Origin of the sequence: Psychroserpens algicola (genome assembly GCF_014526325.1) — a bacterium.
GTDB classification, from domain to species: Bacteria; Bacteroidota; Bacteroidia; order Flavobacteriales; family Flavobacteriaceae; genus Psychroserpens; species Psychroserpens algicola.
The window spans coordinates 1-21,462 of the sequence record NZ_JACNMJ010000009.1 but is presented as its reverse complement, the minus strand read 5'-3'; the positions used below and the strand labels follow the sequence as shown (position 1 = coordinate 21,462).

The window sequence follows — 21,462 nt, the reverse complement described above, 5'->3', positions numbered from 1 at the left end:
AAAAACCACTCCTGGGAAAGAGTGGTTTTATTTTTTTATAAGCATTTGAGCAACAAACTTAAGACACAGCCTTTAACTTTTTAAGCGTAGTCTTTGTTAATTTACTTTCAGCATAAGATTTTGTGACATTAAGTTTCTTATCACCAGAACTTGGCATTTCAAACATCGCGTCTGTTAAAATTTCCTCACACAGCGAACGCAGTCCTCTAGCTCCTAACTTGTATTCTATAGCCTTGGTAACGATAAATTCTAAAGCACCTTCAGTAATTGAGAATTCTATATCATCCATAGAAAACAACTTCTTATACTGCTTTATGATTGCATTTTTAGGCTCTGTTAAAATAGCACGTAAGGTATTAGCATCTAAGGGATCCATGTAAGTCAATACAGGAAGTCTACCAATAATTTCGGGTATCAATCCAAAATCTTTTAAATCTTTAGGAATGATATATTGCAACATATTGTCAGGATCGGCTATTTCATCATCATGAGACGCTTTATAACCAATGGCTGCCATATTTAATCGTTTCGATATATGACGATCTATACCATCAAAGGCACCTCCAGCGATAAATAAAATATGTTCGGTATTTACTTCAATAAATTTTTGATCAGGATGCTTACGACCGCCTTTTGGCGGCACATTAACAACAGTACCTTCTAACAATTTTAGTAAGGCTTGTTGTACACCTTCTCCAGACACATCTCTTGTTATCGAAGGGTTATCACTTTTACGAGCGATTTTATCAATCTCATCGATAAAAACGATTCCTCTTTCTGCTTTTTCAAGATTGTAATCTGCAGCCTGAAGCAAACGTGTCAAAATACTTTCAACATCTTCACCAACATAACCAGCTTCGGTTAAAACTGTAGCATCAACAATGGCCAAAGGCACATTAAGCATTTTTGCAACGGTTTTTGCAATTAAGGTTTTACCAGTACCTGTTTGACCAACCATGACGATGTTTGATTTCTGAATTTCAATATCATCTTCAGATGGCGGTTGTAATAGACGCTTGTAGTGATTATATACAGCAACAGACATCACTTTCTTGGTGTGTTCCTGTCCTATAATATATTCGTCAAGAAATGTTTTTATTTGTTGTGGCTTTTTTAGCATCAACTCTGAAGACAATTCTGCATTATCAGATTGCTTAGATTCTTCTAATACAATACCATGAGCTTGCTCGATACATCGATCACAAATGTGTGCATCTAAACCAGCAATCAACAGATTGGTTTCAGGCTTTTTTCGTCCACAAAACGAACATTCTAATTCTTCTTTTGCCATAAATCAATTTAAAACTTAATAGTTCCGAAGCGAAACCATAAGCATATATTCTTTTTTTATCCTCTTGATAGTACTTCGTCTATCATTCCGTATTCTTTAGCTTTATCAGCTCTCATCCAGTAATCACGATCACTATCATTATAAATTTTGTCGTAATCCTGACCCGAATGCTTACTAATAATTCTATATAACTCTTCTTTAAGTATCAATATTTCACGAGCTGTTATTTCAATATCACTCGCCTGACCTTGTGCACCTCCTAAGGGTTGGTGAATCATCACACGAGAATGCGTTAGCCCACTACGTTTTCCTTTTTCACCAGCACACAATAAAACGGCTCCCATTGAAGCTGCCATACCAGTACATATTGTAGCAACGTCTGGCTTAATTAATTGCATGGTATCATAAATTCCTAAACCTGCATACACACTTCCTCCTGGAGAGTTGATGTAAATTTGGATGTCTTTAGAGGCATCTGTACTTTCTAAAAACAGTAATTGTGCCTGAATAATATTGGCAACCTGATCATTAATTGCAGTGCCCATAAATATAATACGATCCATCATTAAACGCGAAAACACATCAAAAATAGCGATGTTCATTTGGCGCTCTTCTATAATGTTAGGCGTTAAACTTGTTGGATACATACTACTGATAATCTTATTGTAATATGTACTGCTGATACCTTGATCTTTTATAGCGAATTTTTCAAATTCTTTTCCGTAATCCATAGATTTTTATTAAATCATTTATTGTGAAACAAAAAGCGTAAGACTTCTCAGTCTTACGCTCAAATATACTAATTTATACTGTAAACGATTAACTGTAGAACTCTTTTACAAAATCATCGTAAGTTATCTCTTTTGTCTTAAGATTAGCTTCAGATTTGTAAAGGTTTAACAATTTAGTACTCATTAATTGTTCAGACAAACGTTTAACCTCATCTTTATTAGATAAGATTCTTGCTGCAATACCTTCTAATTCTTCATCAGATGAATTGGTTTGACCAAATTGAGCCATTTGTACTTTAATCATTTCTTTAGCGTGATCTTTTAAATCATCAAATGATACCTGAAGGTTATGTTTTTCGATAAGTTTACCTTCAATCAACTGGTAACGCATGCTTTTTTCAGACTTTTCATATTCCTCTTTAGCTTGCTCTGCATCCATTTCAGTTTCACCTGCCGTTTGCATCCATTTTTGTAAAAATTCTGCTGGTAAATCAAACTTTGTGTTGTCAACCAAATATTCGGTAACATCGTTTAATAATTTTTGATCGCCTTGTTGAGCAAATTGCTTTTCAGAATCTTCTTTAATTTTTTCTTTTAATTCGGTTACAGACGTTACAATCCCTTTTCCAAATAATTTATCAAATAATTCTTGATCTAAATCGGCTAACTCTCTTGAGTTGATTTCAGTGATCGTGAAGGTTACTTCAACATCTAAACCATGCGCATCATCATGAGACACTTTTAAAAAGGTCATTAGATCATGATCATCTTTAAATAATCCTTTAGTTTTTAAAGTAATGACATCTCCAACTTTAGCACCAATAAATTTCTTCTCGGTTGCTTTACCTTTAAATTTATCTAAAGTAATGGTTGTTGAGTTATTGATTGCTTTCTCTTCATTAGCAAATACACCTGTAATTTCAGAATCTTTAGACACTTCTGTTTCAGATACTATTTTACCATATTGCTTTCTGATATGCTCAACTTGATTGTCTAGCATTTTATCATCGGCAACGATATTGTAATGTGTGATTGCTTTTTTACTTTTTAGATCGACTTCAAATTCAGGAGCTAAACCTAATTCGAATTCAAAAGAAAAAGCATCGGCATCCCAATCTAAATCATCTTGAGGTTTTGGTAACGGATTACCTAAAACGTCTAATTTTTCTTCAGTTAAATACTTTCCTAAAGCATCTTGTAAAAGCTTATTTACCTCATCGACTAAAACAGCTTTTCCATATTGCTTTTTTACCATAGTCATTGGCACATGACCCTTTCTAAAACCAGGTATGTTAGCCGATTTACGGTAATCGCTTAAGATTTTTTCTACTTTATCGCTATAATCTTCTTTAGCGATGTCTACTTTTACCACTGCATTTAATGCATCGATATTTTCTCTTGTAATATTCATTGTATCTACTATAAACCCAAAAGGGCATTTACTTTTACGTTAAAAAGGGCTGCAAAAATACGCTTTTTTTTGCAACCCAACAAGATTTTAACTCACTGTATTTGAGACTAATTTTTCTTCCCTTCCTTTAAAAACGAATAGGCTATAGATTGTGAAATCGATAAAAGAATACTAAACAGTAAAGCTGTCCAAAATCCATCAACTCCAAAACCATCTATAAATTTGTCAGCCAGTAAAATAATACACGCATTAATGACGAATAAAAAGAGGCCCAAAGTAAGTATAGTAATAGGAATTGTTAAAATGACTAAAATGGGTTTTACAATTGCATTAAGCAATGCTAAAACAATGGCTACGATAATAGCAGCAGCAAGACCACTAACTGCAACTCCTGGTAAGAAATGCGCAAGTAACATTACAATTCCTGCGGTAATTAAAAGTCGGATAAGGAGATTCATAATTAAAGATATTTTGATTAAGTGTTTAAAGTAATGAATTTAATCACAGCTTCATAAAAATCGGTTGGATTTTCAGCATGTAACCAATGGCCAGCATTGCTAATGGTTACGATTTCTGCCAATGGAAAATGCTGCTTAATTAATTTTTCATCATTAGGCATGACATACTCGCTTTTATCACCTCTTAAAAATAAAGTTGGATTTTCAAACTTTGCATGTACTGGTAACGCTTCTCCAACTTCGGAAACATGATTTTTCAGCACTTCTAGGTTAACTCTTAATCCGAGTTGCCCTTTCTCTACCCAATACAAATTCTTTAACAAAAACATACGGGTTCCTATTTCAGAAACATATTGTGATAATAGTGTATCTGCTTCACCTCTACTTTTAATTTTAGAAAAATCTAACGCATCCAATCCTGCAAGAATAGCATCGTGGTGTACCGGATAAAAACGCGGACTAATATCTGCAACGAGTAATTTAGACACGAGTTCAGGATATTCGGTAGCGAAAAGCATAGCCGTTTTCCCACCCATAGAATGGCCGAGCAAAACAATGTCTTTTAAATCATGTTCATCACAATACTGTTTTAAATCATCGGATAACACATCATAATTAAACGTATCGGCATGAAAACTGCGACCATGATTGCGCTGATCGACCAGATGCATTTGAAAACCAGCTTCACTAAACTTTTTTGCAAGGGTTTTCCAATTATCGCTCATTCCGAGAAAACCGTGAAGAATAATAAATGGTTGACCTTGACCTATAATTTGAGAATGTAACTTCATTGTAATCGTTGTAAATACATTTGTATAACATTTTCAACGCCCAGATATAAACTTTCAGATACTAGAGCATGTCCAATTGAAACTTCTAATAAGCCAGGAATATGTTGTTTAAAAAATTTAATATTGTCTAATGACAAATCGTGTCCTGCGTTCACTCCGAGTCCGATACTATTAGCTAATTCAGCAGCTTTAGTAAAAGGTTCAATTGCTTTTTCATTACCTAATCCGTATTGATGTGCAAAAGATTCGGTATATAACTCAATACGATCTGTACCTGTAGCTTTAGCACCTTCAACCATTTGCAAAACAGGATCTACAAAAATGGATGTACGAATACCATTTGATTTAAATTCTGATATGACTTCAGTTAAAAAATCTTTATGTTTAATAGTGTCCCATCCTGCATCCGAAGTTAAAGCATCAACAGCATCTGGCACCAAAGTTACTTGCGTTGGTTTGACCTCTAAGACCAGATCCATAAATGATTTAATAGGATTTCCTTCTACATTAAACTCTGTATGCACTACGGGTTTTAAATCCCGAGTATCCTGATAGCGAATATGTCTTTCATCTGGTCGTGGATGTACGGTAACACCCTCGGCTCCAAAACGCTGGACGTCTTTTGCAAATTGCACGACATTTGGTGTTTGCCCACCTCTTGAGTTTCGCAATGTGGCTATCTTATTAATATTTACACTTAGCTTAGTCATATATCTATAATTTAGATTACAAAAATACAAAGTCCGACATGCTTATTGTGGTTATTTTTAATTAATTTGCATTAGAATTCAGAACACCTATGCCTTTAAAAGAATACATCATCAACGATATAAAACCACTCAATATTAATGACAAAGTGAGTGATGTCCAACTTATTTTTAATGAGTTAACCTATTCTCACATTCCTGTAGAAAGCAACGGGATTTACCAAGGCTGTATTTCTGAAACCGATGCCCATTGTTTTGAGTCACAAAAAACTATAGCTAATTGTAATTATGCGCTTGATGGCTTTTTTGTTAGACCAGACACCAACTGGCTTGATGTACTTGAAACATTTGCTCAAAATTCATGCAATATTATGCCTGTTTTAGATAAGCATAATAATTATTTAGGATATTATGAGCTTGGAGATATTATTGGTTTATTTAATGAAACACCATTTTTTGCTGAGCCTGGAGGCATTTTAATTGTTGAAAAAGGTATTCAGGATTATTCGTTTAGTGAAATTAGTCAAATAGTAGAATCAAATGATGCTAAAATCTTAGGCGCTTTTGTATCTAAAATGGAAAGTGACCTGATACAAATTACATTAAAAATTGGAAATGCTGGTCTAAATGATGTTATCCATACCTTTAGAAGATACAGTTATAATATTATTTCAGGACATGAAGAGGATACGTATGTAGAAAATTTGAAGGAGCGATCAGATTACTTAAAAAAATACTTAGATATTTAATTATGAAGATTGCGGTTTACAGTCAATATTATCCTGAGAAATCTTCAAAATCTTTTGATGAGCTTATTAGCGTTCTTCGACAAAATGAGGTTGACATTTATATAGAAAAGTCCTTTTTTGAGCATATTTCTGAAGATTTAAAAGCTCAGACATCGATACATTCATTTTCAGAATTAAACGAAAGTTTTGACCTTCTGATTAGTATAGGCGGAGATGGTACTATACTAAGAGCTATCACCTATGTAAGAGATTTTTCGATACCAATAGTAGGGATTAACACAGGTCGTCTTGGTTTTTTAGCAACCATACAAACTGATGAAATAGAAACTGCAATTAGCCACATCCTTAACGGCAACTATAAGACTTCTGAGCGTACCTTATTAAGTGTAGAAACGCATCCTGATAATGACGATTTAAAACAAACCAATTTCGCACTCAATGAAATTGCTGTAAGTAGAAAAAATACCACCTCAATGATTATCGTTGAAACACACCTCAATGATGAGTATTTGACTTCGTATTGGGCTGACGGACTTATTGTCGCAACACCTACAGGATCAACAGGTTACTCTTTAAGTTGTGGCGGACCAGTGATTACTCCTGATGCCAACAGTTTTGTACTAACACCTATTGCTCCTCATAATTTAAATGCCAGACCTCTTGTTATCCCTGATGACACAACAATTAAACTAAAAGTGGATGGTCGCGAAGACCAACATTTAATGTCATTAGATTCGAGAATTATAACCTTATCAAACGCAACTCTTATTACAATTAAAAAAGCAAACTTTAAAATTAAGATGGTAGAGCTTTTAGACGAGAGCTTTATTGATACTTTAAGAATGAAAATGCTTTGGGGAGAAGACAAGCGAAATTGAGCCTCAAAATAATGCAATAAATCCTTATAAAATCAGTTTTCTGTAAGACAATATGCCACAAATTACCAAAGGCAATTCATATTTATTATATTTGCAAACTTTTAAAAATTTATGAGGTATTTAATCTTATTTTTATTGAGTACATTTTTCGTACAAACAAGCCACTCTCAAATCTATGAAGTTGGTGTGTTTGGCGGTGGAAGTAATTTAATAGGTGATGTAGGTTCTACAACTTATATTGCTCCCAATGCTCCAGCTTTAGGACTGATGTTAAAATGGAATCGAAGTCCGAGACATTCATGGAGGGTTTCTATTATCTATTCTGATTTAAAAGGGAAAGATTCAAAATCTGATGACCCAAGACGCTTACAACGCGATTATAGTTTTGATGCAAACCTTTTGGAAATTTCGGCAGGAATGGAATTTACCTTCGTAGAATTTGACTTACATAAAAGTGGTATTCAATTTACACCTTATATCTTTTCAGGAATAACATCAGCAAAACACCCTAACTACTATTTTGATAATTCGGGAGACTATATTTCAGAAGGTACCGATAGCTGGGCTTTTGGAATCCCAATAGCGCTTGGATTAAAAAGTAATATCACCAACCATTTAGTATTAGGTTTCGAAATTGGTGCGCGTTATACATTTTCAGATGAACTGGATGGTAGCGTACCTGATTCTGAACAAAAACAACCCATATTTAGTTTTGGAAATATAAATAGTAATGACTGGTATGTTTTTACCGGCTTTACATTAACCTATACCTTTGGTCAAAGACCCTGTTATTGTAATTTTTAAAATGAACTTGAAAGACCAAATACAAATTAATAAACTTCCAAACCATGTTGCTATCATTATGGATGGTAATGGGCGTTGGGCTAAACAACAAGGTATGCTTAGGGTAATTGGTCATGAAAATGGTACTAAATCGGTAAGAGATGTTGTAGAAGCCAGTGCCGAAATTGGCATTAAACATTTAACGCTCTATGCCTTTTCTACTGAAAACTGGAAACGCCCAAAATTAGAAGTGCAAACTTTAATGAAACTATTGGTAAAGTCATTAAAGAAAGAAATTAAAACCCTTCAGGATAATAACATACGCTTATTGGCTATTGGAAATCTTAAAGATTTACCAAAAAAAGCACATCAAGAATTATTAGAAGTTATAGATAAAACCCAAAACAATACACATATGACACTTACTCTGGCTCTGAGTTACGGATCTAGAGAAGAAATTGTTAAGGTTATTAAAGAATTAACAGATAAAGTTAAAAATAATATAATTTCCGTAGAAAGTATTGACGAATCAATTATAAATAAGCATCTTTACACGCAAAATTTGCCAGATGTTGATCTATTGATTAGAACTAGCGGAGAGCAAAGAATAAGCAACTTTTTATTATGGCAAATTGCTTATGCAGAATTATATTTTACAGACATTCTTTGGCCTGATTTTAAGAAGAAGGACCTTTATGAAGCTTTGATTAATTATCAAAATAGAGAACGACGATTTGGAAAAACAAGCGAACAACTTAGCTAACAATTTACTTTTGAAAACCTATATCAAGTCATTACTAATAGCATTTACTCTTATTGTATCTACTGTAGTTACTGCACAACAATCTGATTTTAATCAAGGTAAACGATATATCCTAGAAGATATTCAAATAACAGGGAATACTAATTTCAATCCTGGAACGATTATTACCTTTTCACGCCTAAAGATTGGAGAAGAAATTATAATTCCTGGAGAACAAATTAGTAATGCTATTAAAAAGCTCTGGGATTCTAATTTATTTAGCAGCATTGATGTTTATCTTGCAAAAACTGAAGGCGACAAAGCTTATCTTGAAATCAACCTTATTGATTTACCCGAATTAAATGAAGCTACGATTCAAGGTGTCAAAAAAGGTAAAATAGAACAACTCAAAAAAGACAACAACCTTTCTAAAGGTGTTAAAGTTACTGAAAACTTACTCACGACTACACGTAACTATATCACCAATAAATATAAAAAGGATGGGTTTTTAAATACTAAAGTTACAGTTAGCACAAAAGAAGTCATTGACTCTATAGAAAAAAGTAGGGTGAATATGCTTGTGTATATTGATAAAGGTGAAAAAGTAAAAATTGACAAAATTATTTTTAATGGTAATGAAAAAATTTCTGATAAGAAACTCAGAAAAGCCATGAAAAATACCAAGCAAAAAAATCCGATACGTATATTAAAGCGTTCAAAGTATATCAAAGAAAATTTTGAAGAAGATAAAGTAAGTGTTATCGATGCTTACAAGGAGAAAGGCTATCGTGACGCCAGAATTATATCAGATTCTATCGTCTATAGAGATGACAAAACAGTCACACTTTATGTTGATGTAGAAGAAGGTGAGCAATACAAGTTTGGTAAAATTACTTTTGTTGGCAACAGTGTTTATTCTGACCAGCAATTACATTCTATTTTAAAAATTAATGAAGGTTCTACGTATAATGGTGTTGAATTAAGAAAGCGTATTGCCGATGATTCTAAACCAGACGCTGTCGATATTACCAATCTCTATCAGGATAGTGGTTATTTATTCTCAACTATCAACCCAGTAGAAATTAGTGCCGAAGGAAATGTCATTGACATGGAGATTAGAATTTCTGAAGGAAAACCAGCATACTTCAATAATGTTTCGGTTTCAGGAAATGACAAAACCAATGACCATGTAGTTTACAGAGAGCTAAGAACCAAACCTGGCGGGCTCTATCGTAAGAGTGATGTGATTAGAACAATTAGAGAACTTGGTCAACTAGGTTTCTTCGATGCTCAGCAGTTGACACCTAATATGAAGAATTTCAATACTCAGGATGGTACTGTAGATATTGAATATCAAGTTGTAGAACGTGGATCAAGCCAAATCGAACTTCAAGGAGGTTATGGTGGCGGAGGCTTTATTGGTACCTTAGGGCTATCATTTAACAATTTTGCGATTAAAGATATTTTTAAGAAAGAAGCATACAAGCCTATTCCTTCAGGAGATGGACAAAGTCTGGCATTACGTTTACAGGCATCTCAGTTTTTCCAAACTTATAGTTTCTCTTTTTCTGAACCTTGGTTAGGAGGTAAACGTCCTGTTCAATTATCAACATCATTATCGCATACACGACAATTTTTATTTGATCCTATATCGAGAAATGCTGACCGAAATAGACGTTTTAATATTACTGGGATTTCAGTTGGTATTGCAAAACGATTAAAAGTACCGGATGATTATTTTCAATTATCTCAGGCTGTCGCATTTCAACATTATAATTTGAAAAACTACAACACTGGGTTATTTACATTTGGTGATGGTTATTCTAATAACCTATCCTACACAGTTGCCTTAACACGAAATAACACTCGAACTGACCCTATTTACCCAATGGGAGGTTCAAGCTTCTCGATAAGTGCTAAATTATCTTTACCATATTCATTATTTAATGATGTCGATTATGAAGCTTTAAAAGAAGAACGTGACGGATTGGATGCAACTGATGCTGATGACCTTGAAAGAATTGGAGAAATAGATCAAGAGCGTTATAACTGGCTCGAGTTTTACAAAGTGAAATTTAAAGGAGATTGGTATACCCGATTGGTTGATAAATTAGTATTTAAGTCTAGTATCGAATTTGGTTTCCTAGGCGCTTATAATCAAGACAGAGGTGTTATTCCATTTGAACGCTTCTTCTTAGGAGGAGATGGTTTAGGAAACTTTGCTCTTGACGGAAGAGAAGTTGTTCAGCTACGTGGTTATCCTAACCAATCATTATCTTCTCAAGATGGTGGTACTATTTATAATAAATTCTCATTAGAATTACGTTACCCTATTACTTTAGGAGCTCAGGCAAAAATTTATGGATTAACGTTCCTTGAAGCAGGATCTTCTTATGATAACTTTAGAGATTATAACCCGTTTGCTCTTAATCGTTCGGCAGGTGCTGGTATCAGGATTTTTATGCCAGCCTTTGGTTTATTAGGTATTGATTTTGGTTACGGATTCGATGCTCTTCCTGGTCAAACAGTAAGAAACGGATTAGAAACTCACTTCATAATTGGACAACAATTTTAATTTTGGCACGATATTTTCTATTAACAATACGACGATTTAATGTGTGTGTTGAAATTTTTCTAAATATATTTCGTTAATTTGGAAAACTAAACACAATGACAGAATCGTAATTTAGTCTGTCGTTTTATAATTTATAATAGATATCATAAATCAAAAATAATACAGATGAAAAGTAAAGTTCTTTTTTTAGTGACCATCATAAGTCTAATGAGCTTTGTTTCTAATGCGCAACGAGGTGTTAGGATAGGTTATATAGATACCGAATATATTTTACAAAATATACCAGAATATCAACAAGCCTCCTCTCAACTGGATCAAAAAGTACAGCAATGGAAAACAGAAATTGAACAACGATTAACTGAAATTGATTCTAAAAAGAAACAATTAAATAGTGAAAGTGTTTTATTGACAAAAGAGTTGTACGAAGAGCGCTTAGAAGATATTTCGTTTGAAGAAGCCGAAATTCTAGATTATCAACAAAAGCGATTTGGACCAAATGGAGATTTGATGATTCAAAAGCAACAATTGATACAGCCAATTCAAGATCAAATTTTTGCTGCAGTACAAGAAATTGCCAGTGGGAAAAAGTATGATTTCATATTTGACAAATCTGCTGATGTGGTAATGCTGTTTTCTGCAGAACGTTTTGACTTAAGTGAATTAGTTATCAGAAGTATAACACGTTCTTCTAAACGTACACAGGCAAAATCTAGATCTGAACGTAAACAAGCAGAAAAAGAAGATGTTGTTCCTGTAGTTAACAAAGAACTAGATGAACGTCAAAAAGCAATTGAAGATAAAAAATCGGCAAGAGAAGCAGAGATAGCTGAGCGTCAAGCTGCACAATTAAAGCGAAGAGATTCACTCAAAGCAGCTGCAGCAGCAAAGCGTCAAAAGATATTAGATGACAGAGCTAAAGCAAAAGCAGAAAGAGATAGTATTAATGGAAAATCTAATACACCTCCTACCGAAAAAGGTGCTAATGCTAAAAAGCAAGATTCTACCTCAGCAAAAGCTGATTCGGGAACTAAAACACCAGCTCAAATAGCTGAAGAAAAGAGACAACAAAAAATAAAAGATCGTGACGCAAGAAAAAAAGCTCTTGAAGAACGAAAAAAGAAAATATTAGAAGAAAGAAAAAAAGCAAAAGAGGAACGTGAAGCTCAAAAGAAAGCTAATGATTCGGTTCCTGATGATGACGATAACTAAAAACAATAATTATAACACGTAACAAATTTAAAAATGAAACATTTAAAAACCCTTTTATTAGCAGCTATACTATTTGTTGGAACAACAAGTCTTGCAACAGCACAAAGTAAAGTCGCTCATATAAACACTACTGATTTAGTACAAGCTATGCCAGAGATGAAAGCCGCTCAGGCCGAAATTGAAAAGCTTTCTAAAACTTATGATGCCGATTACAAAACAATGGTTACCGAGCTTCAAAATAAAGTGAAGCAATACAGAGCTGAAGTCGATACTAAGACAGAAGAAGAAAATACTAAACGTGCTCAGGAAGTTCAACAAATGGAACAGAGTATTCGTGAGTACCAAGCTGGAGCTCAGGAAGATTTAGGTAAAAAAGAAGCGGCTTTATTAAAGCCAATCTTTGAAAAAGCTAAAGCAGCTATCACTAAAGTTGCTGCTGCGCAAGGTTACCAATACGTATTAGACTCTACTCAAGGTGGTGGTGTAATCGTTGCAACAGGAAAAGACCTTTTAGCTGACGTAAAGAAAGAATTAGGATTCTAAAAAAAGAATACGCAAATAAATAGTTAAGAAGCCACTTTTAATAAAGTGGCTTTTTTATTTTTGTAAGGCATGAGTAACAAACCTATAGGCATATTTGATTCTGGTATTGGAGGTACGTCTATCTTCAAAGAAATTCACACGCTCTTACCTCATGAGCATACCATTTATTTGGCAGACAGTAAAAATGCGCCTTATGGTGGCAAAAGCAAAGATGACATTATAGCGCTAAGCAAAAAGAATACGGAGCTTCTTTTAGAGCACAACTGTAAACTGATAGTTGTAGCTTGTAATACTGCTACAACAAACGCTATAAAGGTATTGAGAGCTTCATATGACGTTCCTTTTATAGGAATTGAACCTGCTATAAAACCTGCCGCTTTAAATACCGAAACTAAAGCTATAGGCATTCTTGCTACTAAAGGCACCTTGAGCAGTGAGCTTTTCCATAAAACTACCGACCTGTATAGCAATGGTATTAGAGTGATAGAGCAAGTTGGAGAAGGCATTGTCCCACTTATAGAAGAAGGTAAAACACAAAGTGATGAAATGAAAGCACTTTTAGAAACCTATATACAACCTATGCTAGATGCCAATATCGATTATTTAGTGTTAGGCTGTACACATTACCCTTATTTGATTCCGATGTTGTTAGGCATGCTTCCTAAGCATGTGAAAATTATCGATTCTGGACTAGCTGTTGCAAAACAGACAAAATCTATTTTAGAGCAACATGACTTATTAAACTTCAGCACAAAACCTCCTGAAAACACCTTTTATTCCAATGGAAACAAGACGGTTTTACAGTCTATTTTAGATCAAAAGTTTGATGTGAAAGCACTAGAATTTTAAGAGTTGATATATCCAAAGTGATTAAAAAAACTCATAATAACCTATTTAAACCAACTGGAATACTGGACGTAGTTGTCTGCAATACGATTAATCTCTCCTGAAATTAACGCCTTACTGATGTCTTTTACTTTTTTAGCTGGTACGCCTGCATAAATGCTTCCGGACTCCACATGTGTGTTTTTAGTTACTACAGCTCCTGCTGCTATAATACTATTACTTTCTATTATACAATCGTCCATAACAATACTTCCCATACCAATCAATACATTGTCTTTAATTGTACAACCATGCACAATAGCGTTATGACCTATAGATACATTATTGCCTATCGTTGTTGGTGATTTTTGATATGTGGCATGAATAACGGCTCCATCCTGAACATTCACCTTATCGCCCATTTTTATAAAATGTACATCACCTCTAACAACAGCATTGAACCAGATACTGCAATTATTACCCATAGTTACATCACCAACTATTGTGGCATTTTCGGCAACGTAACAATCGTTAGGTATTTGAGGGTGTTTCCCTTTTACTGGCTTTATAATTGGCATATTAATATGGTATTAGTTGTTGTCTGCTTTGAGTAATATTTTATGGTCTAAATACCAGGCTTTTCCATGTACTCCTGTCTCGAAGAAAACATCGGGATGACCTTTGTAATTCGCTACGTTATGTTGTTCTAATTCTCGACGCACATCTTCAGGGAGCCATTCAAAATTGAATTCTTCTTTACTGTGATGCTGTTCAATCCATTCTAGATTTAATTCAAAATCTTCTATTGCTCTAAACGTTTTTTTATCAAAATATAAAACTGCTTCTAAACTAGAGTCAGATGGTCCAGAAACCGAAAGTCTGTCATTTTTACCCGAATTGTCAATTAATGTATATCTAAATTCAACCCTAATAGGTTTATGATTACTAAAGTCTAAAATTTTGCCTAAAGTATCAATATCAGTAGATATAATTTTAGTGATATTATTGTCTTTGCTGACATGTGTTTCTGAGGGCACTTTCTCTTTAGTTGTATGTTGATTACAAGACACTAAAAGTGGTAACATTAATAGTAATAATTGAAGGTGTTTAAAGAGTTTCATACTATTTAAAATAAGATAACAAATCTGATTTTTTAGACGCAGATACCATAATTTGTTTGCCATTGCTTAATACCACACTACCTCCTTTGCCTTTTATGTATTTCTTAACTTCATTGACATTAACCAGATAACTTTTATGAACACGCGCAAAACTGCTATCGCTCAATGCTTCTTCAAAATATTTTAACGTTTTACTTACCAGTTTCTTTTTATTGGTATTGAGATAAATTTCGGTGTAATTATCATCAGCTTTGCAGTACAAAATATCGGCAGTTTCCAAGACTTCAAATCCATCTTGTTGCGGAATGGTAATCTTCCCATTAACACTATTCGTTTTAGGCACTAAAACCTGATCTTGTAAAGCGTCTTCTTTTGTTCTGATTTCAGTGACATAATCAACAGCTTTGATGAGTTCATCAATTGAAATGGGTTTCATTAAATAGTAGGAAGCGTGTGCGTTTAAAGCATCAATAGCATAATGGTTATAAGCGGTAACAAAAACAGTTTCAAAACTAATATCACCCACTTTATCTAATAAATCGAATGCATTACCATAAGGCATTTCAACATCTAAAAAGACCAAGTCCAATTCGGTATTACGAATCAAAACCAAAGCTTCTTCGATATTAGCGGCTTCACCCAAAACTTCTACATTTGGACAGTATTTAGCAATGTAATTTTTAAGGATTGTCCGGCTTGTTTCTTCGTCTTCAACGATTATAGATTTTAGTTTCATCTAGTCTTTTTTTAGGGTTACAACAACTTTTGTTCCAGCATCTTCTGCATCTTGATAATCATCAATAAACACATCTACTTTATCCTTATACATATTATTTAAAATGGCGACACGCTTTTTAATATTACCCATTCCTTTTGACTTCTGCTTAAGTTGATGTGAGGTTTTTAATTCCTTTGATCGTGTTCTACCTATACCATCGTCGGCAACGGTGATCGTTATTTCAGTTTCACTTTTTTTGGCTATGGTGATTTTTAAATGTCCTTTTTCAGTTTTATAACGCAAACCATGCCATACCGCATTTTCGATATAAGGTTGTAATAACATCGGTGGAATTTGATATTCGGTAACCGCAACATCTTCATTAACAATAATGCTATAGTCAAACTTATCCTGAAATCGAAAGTGCTCTAATTTGGTATATAAATCCAGTAAATCTATCTCCTTTTCTAAGGGTATAAAATCTTCTTCGCTATTCTCTAGAACCGCTCGCATCAAATGTGAAAAATCTGATAGGTATTTATTTGCCGTACGCTCATCATTATTTGCAATAAAACTATTAACAGAGTTTAAAGCATTAAAGATAAAATGTGGATTCATCTGACTTCGCAAGGATTTCAGAGCTAGTAAATTATTTGCTAATCGTTGTTGTTTGATATATTTAAACATAAAAAATGCCATGATCAACAATAAAATGAGTCCAGTAACTAAGGAATAAATAATTAACTGTTGATTTTTATCACGTTCGCTTGCCAAACTTGTGGTGAGTTCACGATCACTTTCTAAACTTGTAATTCTGTTTTGTTGCTGAATAATATTTCGTCTAAACCGATCGGCTTGCGACAACTCCTGTTCGCGTTTGATATAGAGTTCATCTACAGTATTTTTATAAGACTCAAAAGTTGCTTTGGCTTTTTCAAAATCACCAGCATCGACATAGACATCTGATAACTTTTTGGTAGCATCCTTTTTTACTACTAAATCCTGGTTGGCTTCAGCCTCTTCAATACTTTTCTCTAAATACGGAATAGCATTGGCATAATCTTTCTGTAAAAAATAAGCGTTTCCAATTTTATAATTTTGTTTTTGAAGTGTTAACGGACTCTCATTAACAATAACAGAGTCTCTTTGTACATCTTTTACATCTTCTACAATTTCCTTTCTTAATTGTATTTCTTCAGAGTAATTTCGATTGGTATTCTGGAAATCGGCTACAGTGACCTTTTCTTCTAATGCTCTCTTTTTAGTTTCCTTTTCGGCTAAACCAAGTGAATTTCCGAAGAACGTTTCCGCTTTATCAACCTTACCGCTAGAATTATAACCTTGAGCGATTTTAGAGTTTAGATCTACTATTTTGGGTTTAATTAAATGCTTGTTTGCAATAGTAAGCCCTTGCTGGTAAGCCTCAATAGATGCGTCATAGTTTTTAATACTAAAATACGTATCACCAAGCCCTTCATATAATGCTACTAACTGATAGTTACTCAATATTTTTTTGTTGATTGCATTATAGGTGTCAATACTTTCTTGATAATTTTTATTGAGTCCGTAAGCTTTCGCCAGTCCCAATTTAGCATGATTGGTCTCAACATTTTCGAGGCTTACTCTAAAATTAGCCACTGCTAAATCATATTGTTTCCAATGCATATACACTTCGGCCAAAACCAAATAGGCTTCAGCATTTTGTTTCTTAGAGTTGCTTTGTGACAGTGCTTCTCCTACAAAACTTATACTTTTCTCAACATCGAGTTTTTTGTACTTCGTCACCGAATCAATTAAGCTATTAAACCGTTTGATATCTCTTTTAAAAGTAGTCTCCGTTTGCAATTTTTCTTTAGCAGGCTCAACTTCTACTGTAATTCGTTCATTACTTTGAATGGTGTAATAAACCGTTTCAAAATCTTTGTGCCTAATTACCAGTTCGTCTCCTTTACGTGCTTGTATTAAAAAGGAACCATCTAAATCGGTACGCGTGTATGCTCCTCCATTAACTTCAATATTAACTTTTGAAATTGGCTTATAGGTGTCGCTTTCTCTTACCGAACCTCTAATAGTAAACAATGGGGCTGCCTTTCGCTTTTCAATAGCGTCTTCTCGTTGCTGAGCGCTTAGAATTTCTGAAGGAAAAAACAGCAGTAATAAAAGACTATATGTAAGTAATTGCTTCATTAAAATATCTTGAACGGAATAAACTTACATACTTTAATTGATTAAATAAAATAGACCTTCTCGATATAGTAAAAATTCACCCGTTAAATAACCTGCTTTACTCATTTGACGTTCTAGCTTACTCAACCAACACATGACTTTACTCATTGTCGTTTTTTATTAAAAAAAGTTGCCAATAGATTTACAGCATTAATCAAAAAACAATCGAAAATAATGAAAACTAAAACACTTAGTCTTTTGCTAATTTGTGTTTGCTTCTTTACCTCATTTGCTCAGCATAAAGGTAACTATGATCAAATCTCAAGACAAAATATCCTACTATCTGGTAATGCCACCATTTACAATCCAACAGTACAACAAAATATTAATAAGGTTCTGACACCTAGCACTCATGTGTTTATTGATGTAAAGGCCTTACAAAATGTACAGGCAACAACATATACCGCAATTTTTAACGTATCCCAAATTGGACCTACGGCAGACAGTACAGCTCTACTTATCAATCAAAGAATCCAAAACATAAAAAGTCAATTGAAACCCTTAGGAATAACCGATGATGATGTTGCTGTTGATGTTATTTCATTTGTTCCAAATTATGAAATTGAAGTTCAAAAAAAACTCTTCAGTAAAACATATACAGAAGTGCCAAACGGATTCGAACTCCAACAAAACCTCCATATTCAATTTACTAAAACAAGTCAATTTGAATCCATTTTAACAGCCTGTGCCAAAAGCGAAATCTACAATTTGGTGAAAGTGGATTATTATATAGAACATATTGCTGAAGTGTATAAAAACCTTCAAACTAAACTTTTAAAACTCATTGAAGAAAAAAAGGCATATTACAAAGTATTAGGTTTTGATTTAGCTAATTATAATGTAGCTATTGCAGATGACCAGTATTGCTATTTCCCAAAAGATTTTTATCAAAGTTATCAGGCTTTTAACAGTGTGTCATTTGAAGCTATTAAAAAAAACAGAGGCATTACAACGGCTAAAAAACAAACATCGTATTACTACCAGCCTTTATCCTATGAAAATTATGATGTGGTTGTCAACCCATCTATTCTAGAACCTGTAGTTCAGATAGGCATGAACATCAGGCTACAATATTCGCCAAAACCAAAAGAAGTAAAACCAGAACCCGTGGTTAAAACTGAAATTAAGCACAAATATTACGTCGTATCTCCAAATGGAACTATCGACATCAAAGCATTACAAACCAATTAGACAATTGTAAAAACAGTAATAATTTAATACATATTAAAATGAAAACAATAATTAAAACACTCGTAATCTCACTTTGCATGATGAGCTTTTTGTCCTGCAATGCCAAAGAGAAAAAAGAAACTAAGCCTCTGGCATTAGCTGAAACAAACGCACATAAACCCAACCATCAATTTATTAAAGTGGCATTGTTATTAGATACCAGCAATAGTATGGACGGACTTATAGATCAAGCAAAAGCCCAGCTTTGGGATATTGTAAATGAACTTTCCTATGCAAAATGCGGTGATGAAAAACCAAATCTGGAAATCGCTTTATACGAATACGGAAATGATAATTTAAATAGTGATGAAGGCTACATCAGACAGGTTTTAGCATTTAGTAGCGACCTTGATGAAATTTCAAAACAATTGTTTTCACTGACAACCAATGGCGGAAACGAATACTGTGGTCATGTGATTCAAACCTCTTTAAATCAACTTAAATGGGGAAACAATCCAGACGACCTTAAACTAATCTTTATTGCAGGAAACGAACCTTTTACGCAAGGTAAGATTAACTATCAAGATGCTGCAAAACAAGCACATAAAAACGACGTGACTGTCAATACTATATTTTGTGGTGATTACAACCAAGGTATTTCAACCTACTGGAAAGATGGAGCAACTCTGGCACATGGTGATTACATGGCTATTAATCATAATCATGCTACAACTTATGTCGCATCACCATACGACGATAAAATTCTAAATTTAAATCAAAAACTCAATAAAACTTATGTGGCTTATGGTCAAGTTGGACATCAAAAAATGGCATTACAAGCAGAGCAGGATGTTAATGCTATGGGCTACAGTCAAGAAAATGCTGTGAGTCGTACAGTAAGTAAAAGTTCACATTTATATACCAATTCAACTTGGGATTTGGTCGATGCCGAACAAGAAAAAGATTTCAAATATGATAGCTTAAAAAAAGAAGAACTCCCAAAAGAATTGAAAGGCAAAAGCATATCAGAAATAAAAGCTTATGTAGCTAAGAAGCGTCAGGAACGTGAGACCATACAAAAAGATATTCAGGAATTAAACGAAAAACGTAGAGCCTATATCAAAGCGCAGCAAACTACTGATGATAATGGTCTGGAAAACGCCATGATTAAAGCCATTAAAACACAAGCTAAGCAGAAAAAGTATACTTGGTAACTTGGTATTGAGGGCATTACCCGTTTTAAATTCTTATCAATTTAAAACGCGTCGTGCTCTCGGTAGTCGCTTCCAGATAAAATATATCTGGAGAGCTCCAACAACTACCTCCATCACTAATGCAAAAAGTCTCGATACTTAGCGTATCGAGACTTTTTAATTATCTGTTTATATAGTTTTAGTTAATTGCCGGACAATTACATTCGTATTTCTCACGTCTGCAATTAAAGTTGTATCCTAGAGTAATTTGATGAAAGCCTCCATTATTAAATACAACAGAATTCGCTTGATAAGAATAGGTATAAGCAAATACAAAATTATTATAATCAACACCTAAAAAAGGTGTGAAATACTGTAGTTTTTGGCTGCTTACTCCAGAGCCTTCTTGAAATTCTGCTCCATCTAAACTTCTTCTGTAAGATAATCCGCCCCAAAGTGTACCAAATTCCATTTCTTTATAAGCTTTGGCATTGATATCAATTGAAGCCTCTTCAGTAGCATCTCTATACATGAACATAATTGAAGGTTCAAAACTCCAGTCACTATTATACTTGCTAAATGTGTTTCCTGCTGTGAACAAATAAGTTCTTAAGTTATCATAACTCAGTCCTTGTTCGTTAAAGTTAATTCCCTCGTTACTTAAAATATTTTTCACAGTGGCATGCGCATAAAAGTCAATCAAATGGTATGAGAATCCAAAGTCAATATTAAAATTAGTTGCACTTTGTTCAACACCTCCAATAATAGGATCAAATCCGTCAGCTAAAAACTCTGTCTCATCCAGTTTATACTGAATTAACCCTGCGCTTAAACCAAAAGATAACATGTTCAAATCTATCTCATTACGAGAAAACATAATGTGATGTGCATACGTTAGGTAAGCACCTGTTTGTGAATGGTACCCATTTTTATCATTATATACTATACCTCCAACAGCAGATGGCGAGTCTCCAATTCTACCATTAACACTCAACGTTTGTAAATTAGGCGCTTCATCTTGTCCAAACCATTGTGCTCTAGCTGTCAATCTTACTTTAGCACAATTAGCAACTCCAGCCATTGATGGGTGAATGAGATAATAATTATCTGTTAAATAATCTGCGTAGATGGGCAATCCTTCTTGGGCTGTCCCAATAATTGAAAATAACGCTATACTAGCTATTAAACAATACTTTTTTAAATTCATACGATTTTTATCTTTTCAGGGTAAAATGGGCTTTAAATTCTTTACGATTTTCTAAATTATTAGGATCATTGTACTCTACAACAAACCAATAATCGCTGGTTGGCATCTCATTACCATTATAGGTACCATTCCAA

The 21,462-nt window shown here is 33.9% G+C and carries 22 protein-coding genes; 10 read left to right on the top strand and 12 right to left on the bottom strand.

Features of this window, described 5'->3' with window-relative positions:
• Positions 1–58 precede the first annotated feature (58 nt).
• From clpX to H7350_RS15770, 6 genes are all read right to left on the bottom strand, one after another.
• Positions 59–1,291, bottom strand: a complete 1,233-nt coding sequence (gene clpX / locus H7350_RS15795) for an ATP-dependent Clp protease ATP-binding subunit ClpX (RefSeq protein WP_204346896.1) — start codon at positions 1,289–1,291, stop codon at positions 59–61.
• A 56-nt stretch (positions 1,292–1,347) separates the two neighbouring features.
• Positions 1,348–2,022 (bottom strand): ATP-dependent Clp endopeptidase proteolytic subunit ClpP, encoded by a 675-nt coding sequence (gene clpP / locus H7350_RS15790; protein WP_204346895.1) that lies wholly within the window; start codon positions 2,020–2,022, stop codon positions 1,348–1,350.
• Between the two features lie 88 nt (positions 2,023–2,110).
• Positions 2,111–3,433, bottom strand: coding sequence for a trigger factor (tig, locus tag H7350_RS15785; protein ID WP_204346894.1), 1,323 nt, complete (start codon positions 3,431–3,433; stop codon positions 2,111–2,113).
• Positions 3,434–3,540: 107 nt separating this feature from the next.
• On the bottom strand, positions 3,541–3,891 hold the full coding sequence (locus H7350_RS15780; RefSeq protein ID WP_204346893.1) for a phage holin family protein: 351 nt from the start codon (positions 3,889–3,891) through the stop codon (positions 3,541–3,543).
• A 17-nt stretch (positions 3,892–3,908) separates the two neighbouring features.
• Positions 3,909–4,682, bottom strand: a complete 774-nt coding sequence (locus H7350_RS15775) for an alpha/beta fold hydrolase (RefSeq protein ID WP_204346892.1) — start codon at positions 4,680–4,682, stop codon at positions 3,909–3,911.
• Positions 4,679–5,392 carry a pyridoxine 5'-phosphate synthase gene (locus H7350_RS15770; protein ID WP_204346891.1) on the bottom strand — a complete coding sequence of 238 codons (714 nt, stop codon included), beginning with the start codon at positions 5,390–5,392 and terminating at the stop codon, positions 4,679–4,681. The genes H7350_RS15775 and H7350_RS15770 overlap by 4 nt, the downstream gene beginning before the upstream one ends.
• An 89-nt stretch (positions 5,393–5,481) precedes the next feature.
• Here H7350_RS15770 and H7350_RS15765 point away from each other — a divergent pair, with 89 nt between their 5' ends.
• From H7350_RS15765 to murI, 8 genes are all read left to right on the top strand, one after another.
• On the top strand, positions 5,482–6,138 hold the full coding sequence (locus H7350_RS15765; RefSeq protein WP_204346890.1) for a CBS domain-containing protein: 657 nt from the start codon (positions 5,482–5,484) through the stop codon (positions 6,136–6,138).
• 2 nt (positions 6,139–6,140) lie between these two features.
• Positions 6,141–7,016 (top strand): NAD kinase, encoded by an 876-nt coding sequence (locus tag H7350_RS15760; RefSeq protein ID WP_204346889.1) that lies wholly within the window; start codon positions 6,141–6,143, stop codon positions 7,014–7,016.
• 135 nt (positions 7,017–7,151) lie between these two features.
• Positions 7,152–7,820: a type IX secretion system protein PorG gene (porG, locus tag H7350_RS15755; protein ID WP_338101651.1), complete on the top strand. Its 669-nt coding sequence runs from the start codon at positions 7,152–7,154 to the stop codon at positions 7,818–7,820.
• 1 nt (position 7,821) lies between these two features.
• Positions 7,822–8,562: an isoprenyl transferase gene (locus tag H7350_RS15750; protein WP_204346887.1), complete on the top strand. Its 741-nt coding sequence runs from the start codon at positions 7,822–7,824 to the stop codon at positions 8,560–8,562.
• Positions 8,534–11,116, top strand: a complete 2,583-nt coding sequence (locus tag H7350_RS15745) for a BamA/OMP85 family outer membrane protein (RefSeq protein WP_204346886.1) — start codon at positions 8,534–8,536, stop codon at positions 11,114–11,116. Before H7350_RS15750 ends, H7350_RS15745 begins: the two co-directional genes overlap by 29 nt.
• A 165-nt stretch (positions 11,117–11,281) precedes the next feature.
• Positions 11,282–12,325, top strand: coding sequence for an OmpH/Skp family outer membrane protein (locus tag H7350_RS15740; protein ID WP_204346885.1), 1,044 nt, complete (start codon positions 11,282–11,284; stop codon positions 12,323–12,325).
• Between the two features lie 33 nt (positions 12,326–12,358).
• Positions 12,359–12,868, top strand: coding sequence for an OmpH/Skp family outer membrane protein (locus H7350_RS15735; protein ID WP_204346884.1), 510 nt, complete (start codon positions 12,359–12,361; stop codon positions 12,866–12,868).
• Between the two features lie 69 nt (positions 12,869–12,937).
• Positions 12,938–13,717: a glutamate racemase gene (gene murI, locus H7350_RS15730; RefSeq protein ID WP_204346883.1), complete on the top strand. Its 780-nt coding sequence runs from the start codon at positions 12,938–12,940 to the stop codon at positions 13,715–13,717.
• Positions 13,718–13,758: 41 nt separating this feature from the next.
• Here the strand turns inward: murI and H7350_RS15725 are convergent, their stop codons facing one another.
• The 4 genes from H7350_RS15725 to H7350_RS15710 are packed head-to-tail and all read right to left on the bottom strand — an operon-like array spanning position 13,759 to position 17,719.
• Positions 13,759–14,271 carry a gamma carbonic anhydrase family protein gene (locus H7350_RS15725; RefSeq protein ID WP_204346882.1) on the bottom strand — a complete coding sequence of 171 codons (513 nt, stop codon included), beginning with the start codon at positions 14,269–14,271 and terminating at the stop codon, positions 13,759–13,761.
• A gap of 12 nt (positions 14,272–14,283) precedes the next feature.
• A complete protein-coding gene (locus tag H7350_RS15720) occupies positions 14,284–14,814 on the bottom strand; it encodes a hypothetical protein (RefSeq protein WP_204346881.1) in 531 nt (176 codons plus the stop codon).
• A 1-nt stretch (position 14,815) separates the two neighbouring features.
• Positions 14,816–15,550 carry a LytR/AlgR family response regulator transcription factor gene (locus tag H7350_RS15715; protein WP_204346880.1) on the bottom strand — a complete coding sequence of 245 codons (735 nt, stop codon included), beginning with the start codon at positions 15,548–15,550 and terminating at the stop codon, positions 14,816–14,818.
• Complete coding sequence (locus tag H7350_RS15710) at positions 15,551–17,719, bottom strand: histidine kinase (protein ID WP_204346879.1); 2,169 nt, start codon at positions 17,717–17,719, stop codon at positions 15,551–15,553.
• Positions 17,720–17,932: 213 nt separating this feature from the next.
• Between H7350_RS15710 and H7350_RS15705 the strand changes: the two genes are divergently transcribed.
• Both H7350_RS15705 and H7350_RS15700 read left to right on the top strand, forming a co-directional pair.
• Positions 17,933–18,949, top strand: coding sequence for an SIMPL domain-containing protein (locus H7350_RS15705; RefSeq protein WP_204346878.1), 1,017 nt, complete (start codon positions 17,933–17,935; stop codon positions 18,947–18,949).
• A 38-nt stretch (positions 18,950–18,987) separates the two neighbouring features.
• Positions 18,988–20,142, top strand: coding sequence for a vWA domain-containing protein (locus tag H7350_RS15700; protein WP_204346877.1), 1,155 nt, complete (start codon positions 18,988–18,990; stop codon positions 20,140–20,142).
• 178 nt (positions 20,143–20,320) lie between these two features.
• On the opposite strand, the gene H7350_RS15695 is transcribed toward H7350_RS15700, so the two are convergent.
• The gene (locus tag H7350_RS15695; RefSeq protein WP_204346876.1) at positions 20,321–21,328 is read right to left on the bottom strand and encodes a PorP/SprF family type IX secretion system membrane protein; all 1,008 of its coding nucleotides are present in this window, start codon (positions 21,326–21,328) and stop codon (positions 20,321–20,323) included.
• A gap of 7 nt (positions 21,329–21,335) precedes the next feature.
• The coding region (locus H7350_RS17190; RefSeq protein ID WP_204345722.1) for a T9SS type B sorting domain-containing protein at positions 21,336–21,462 on the bottom strand (127 nt) is incomplete at its 5' end.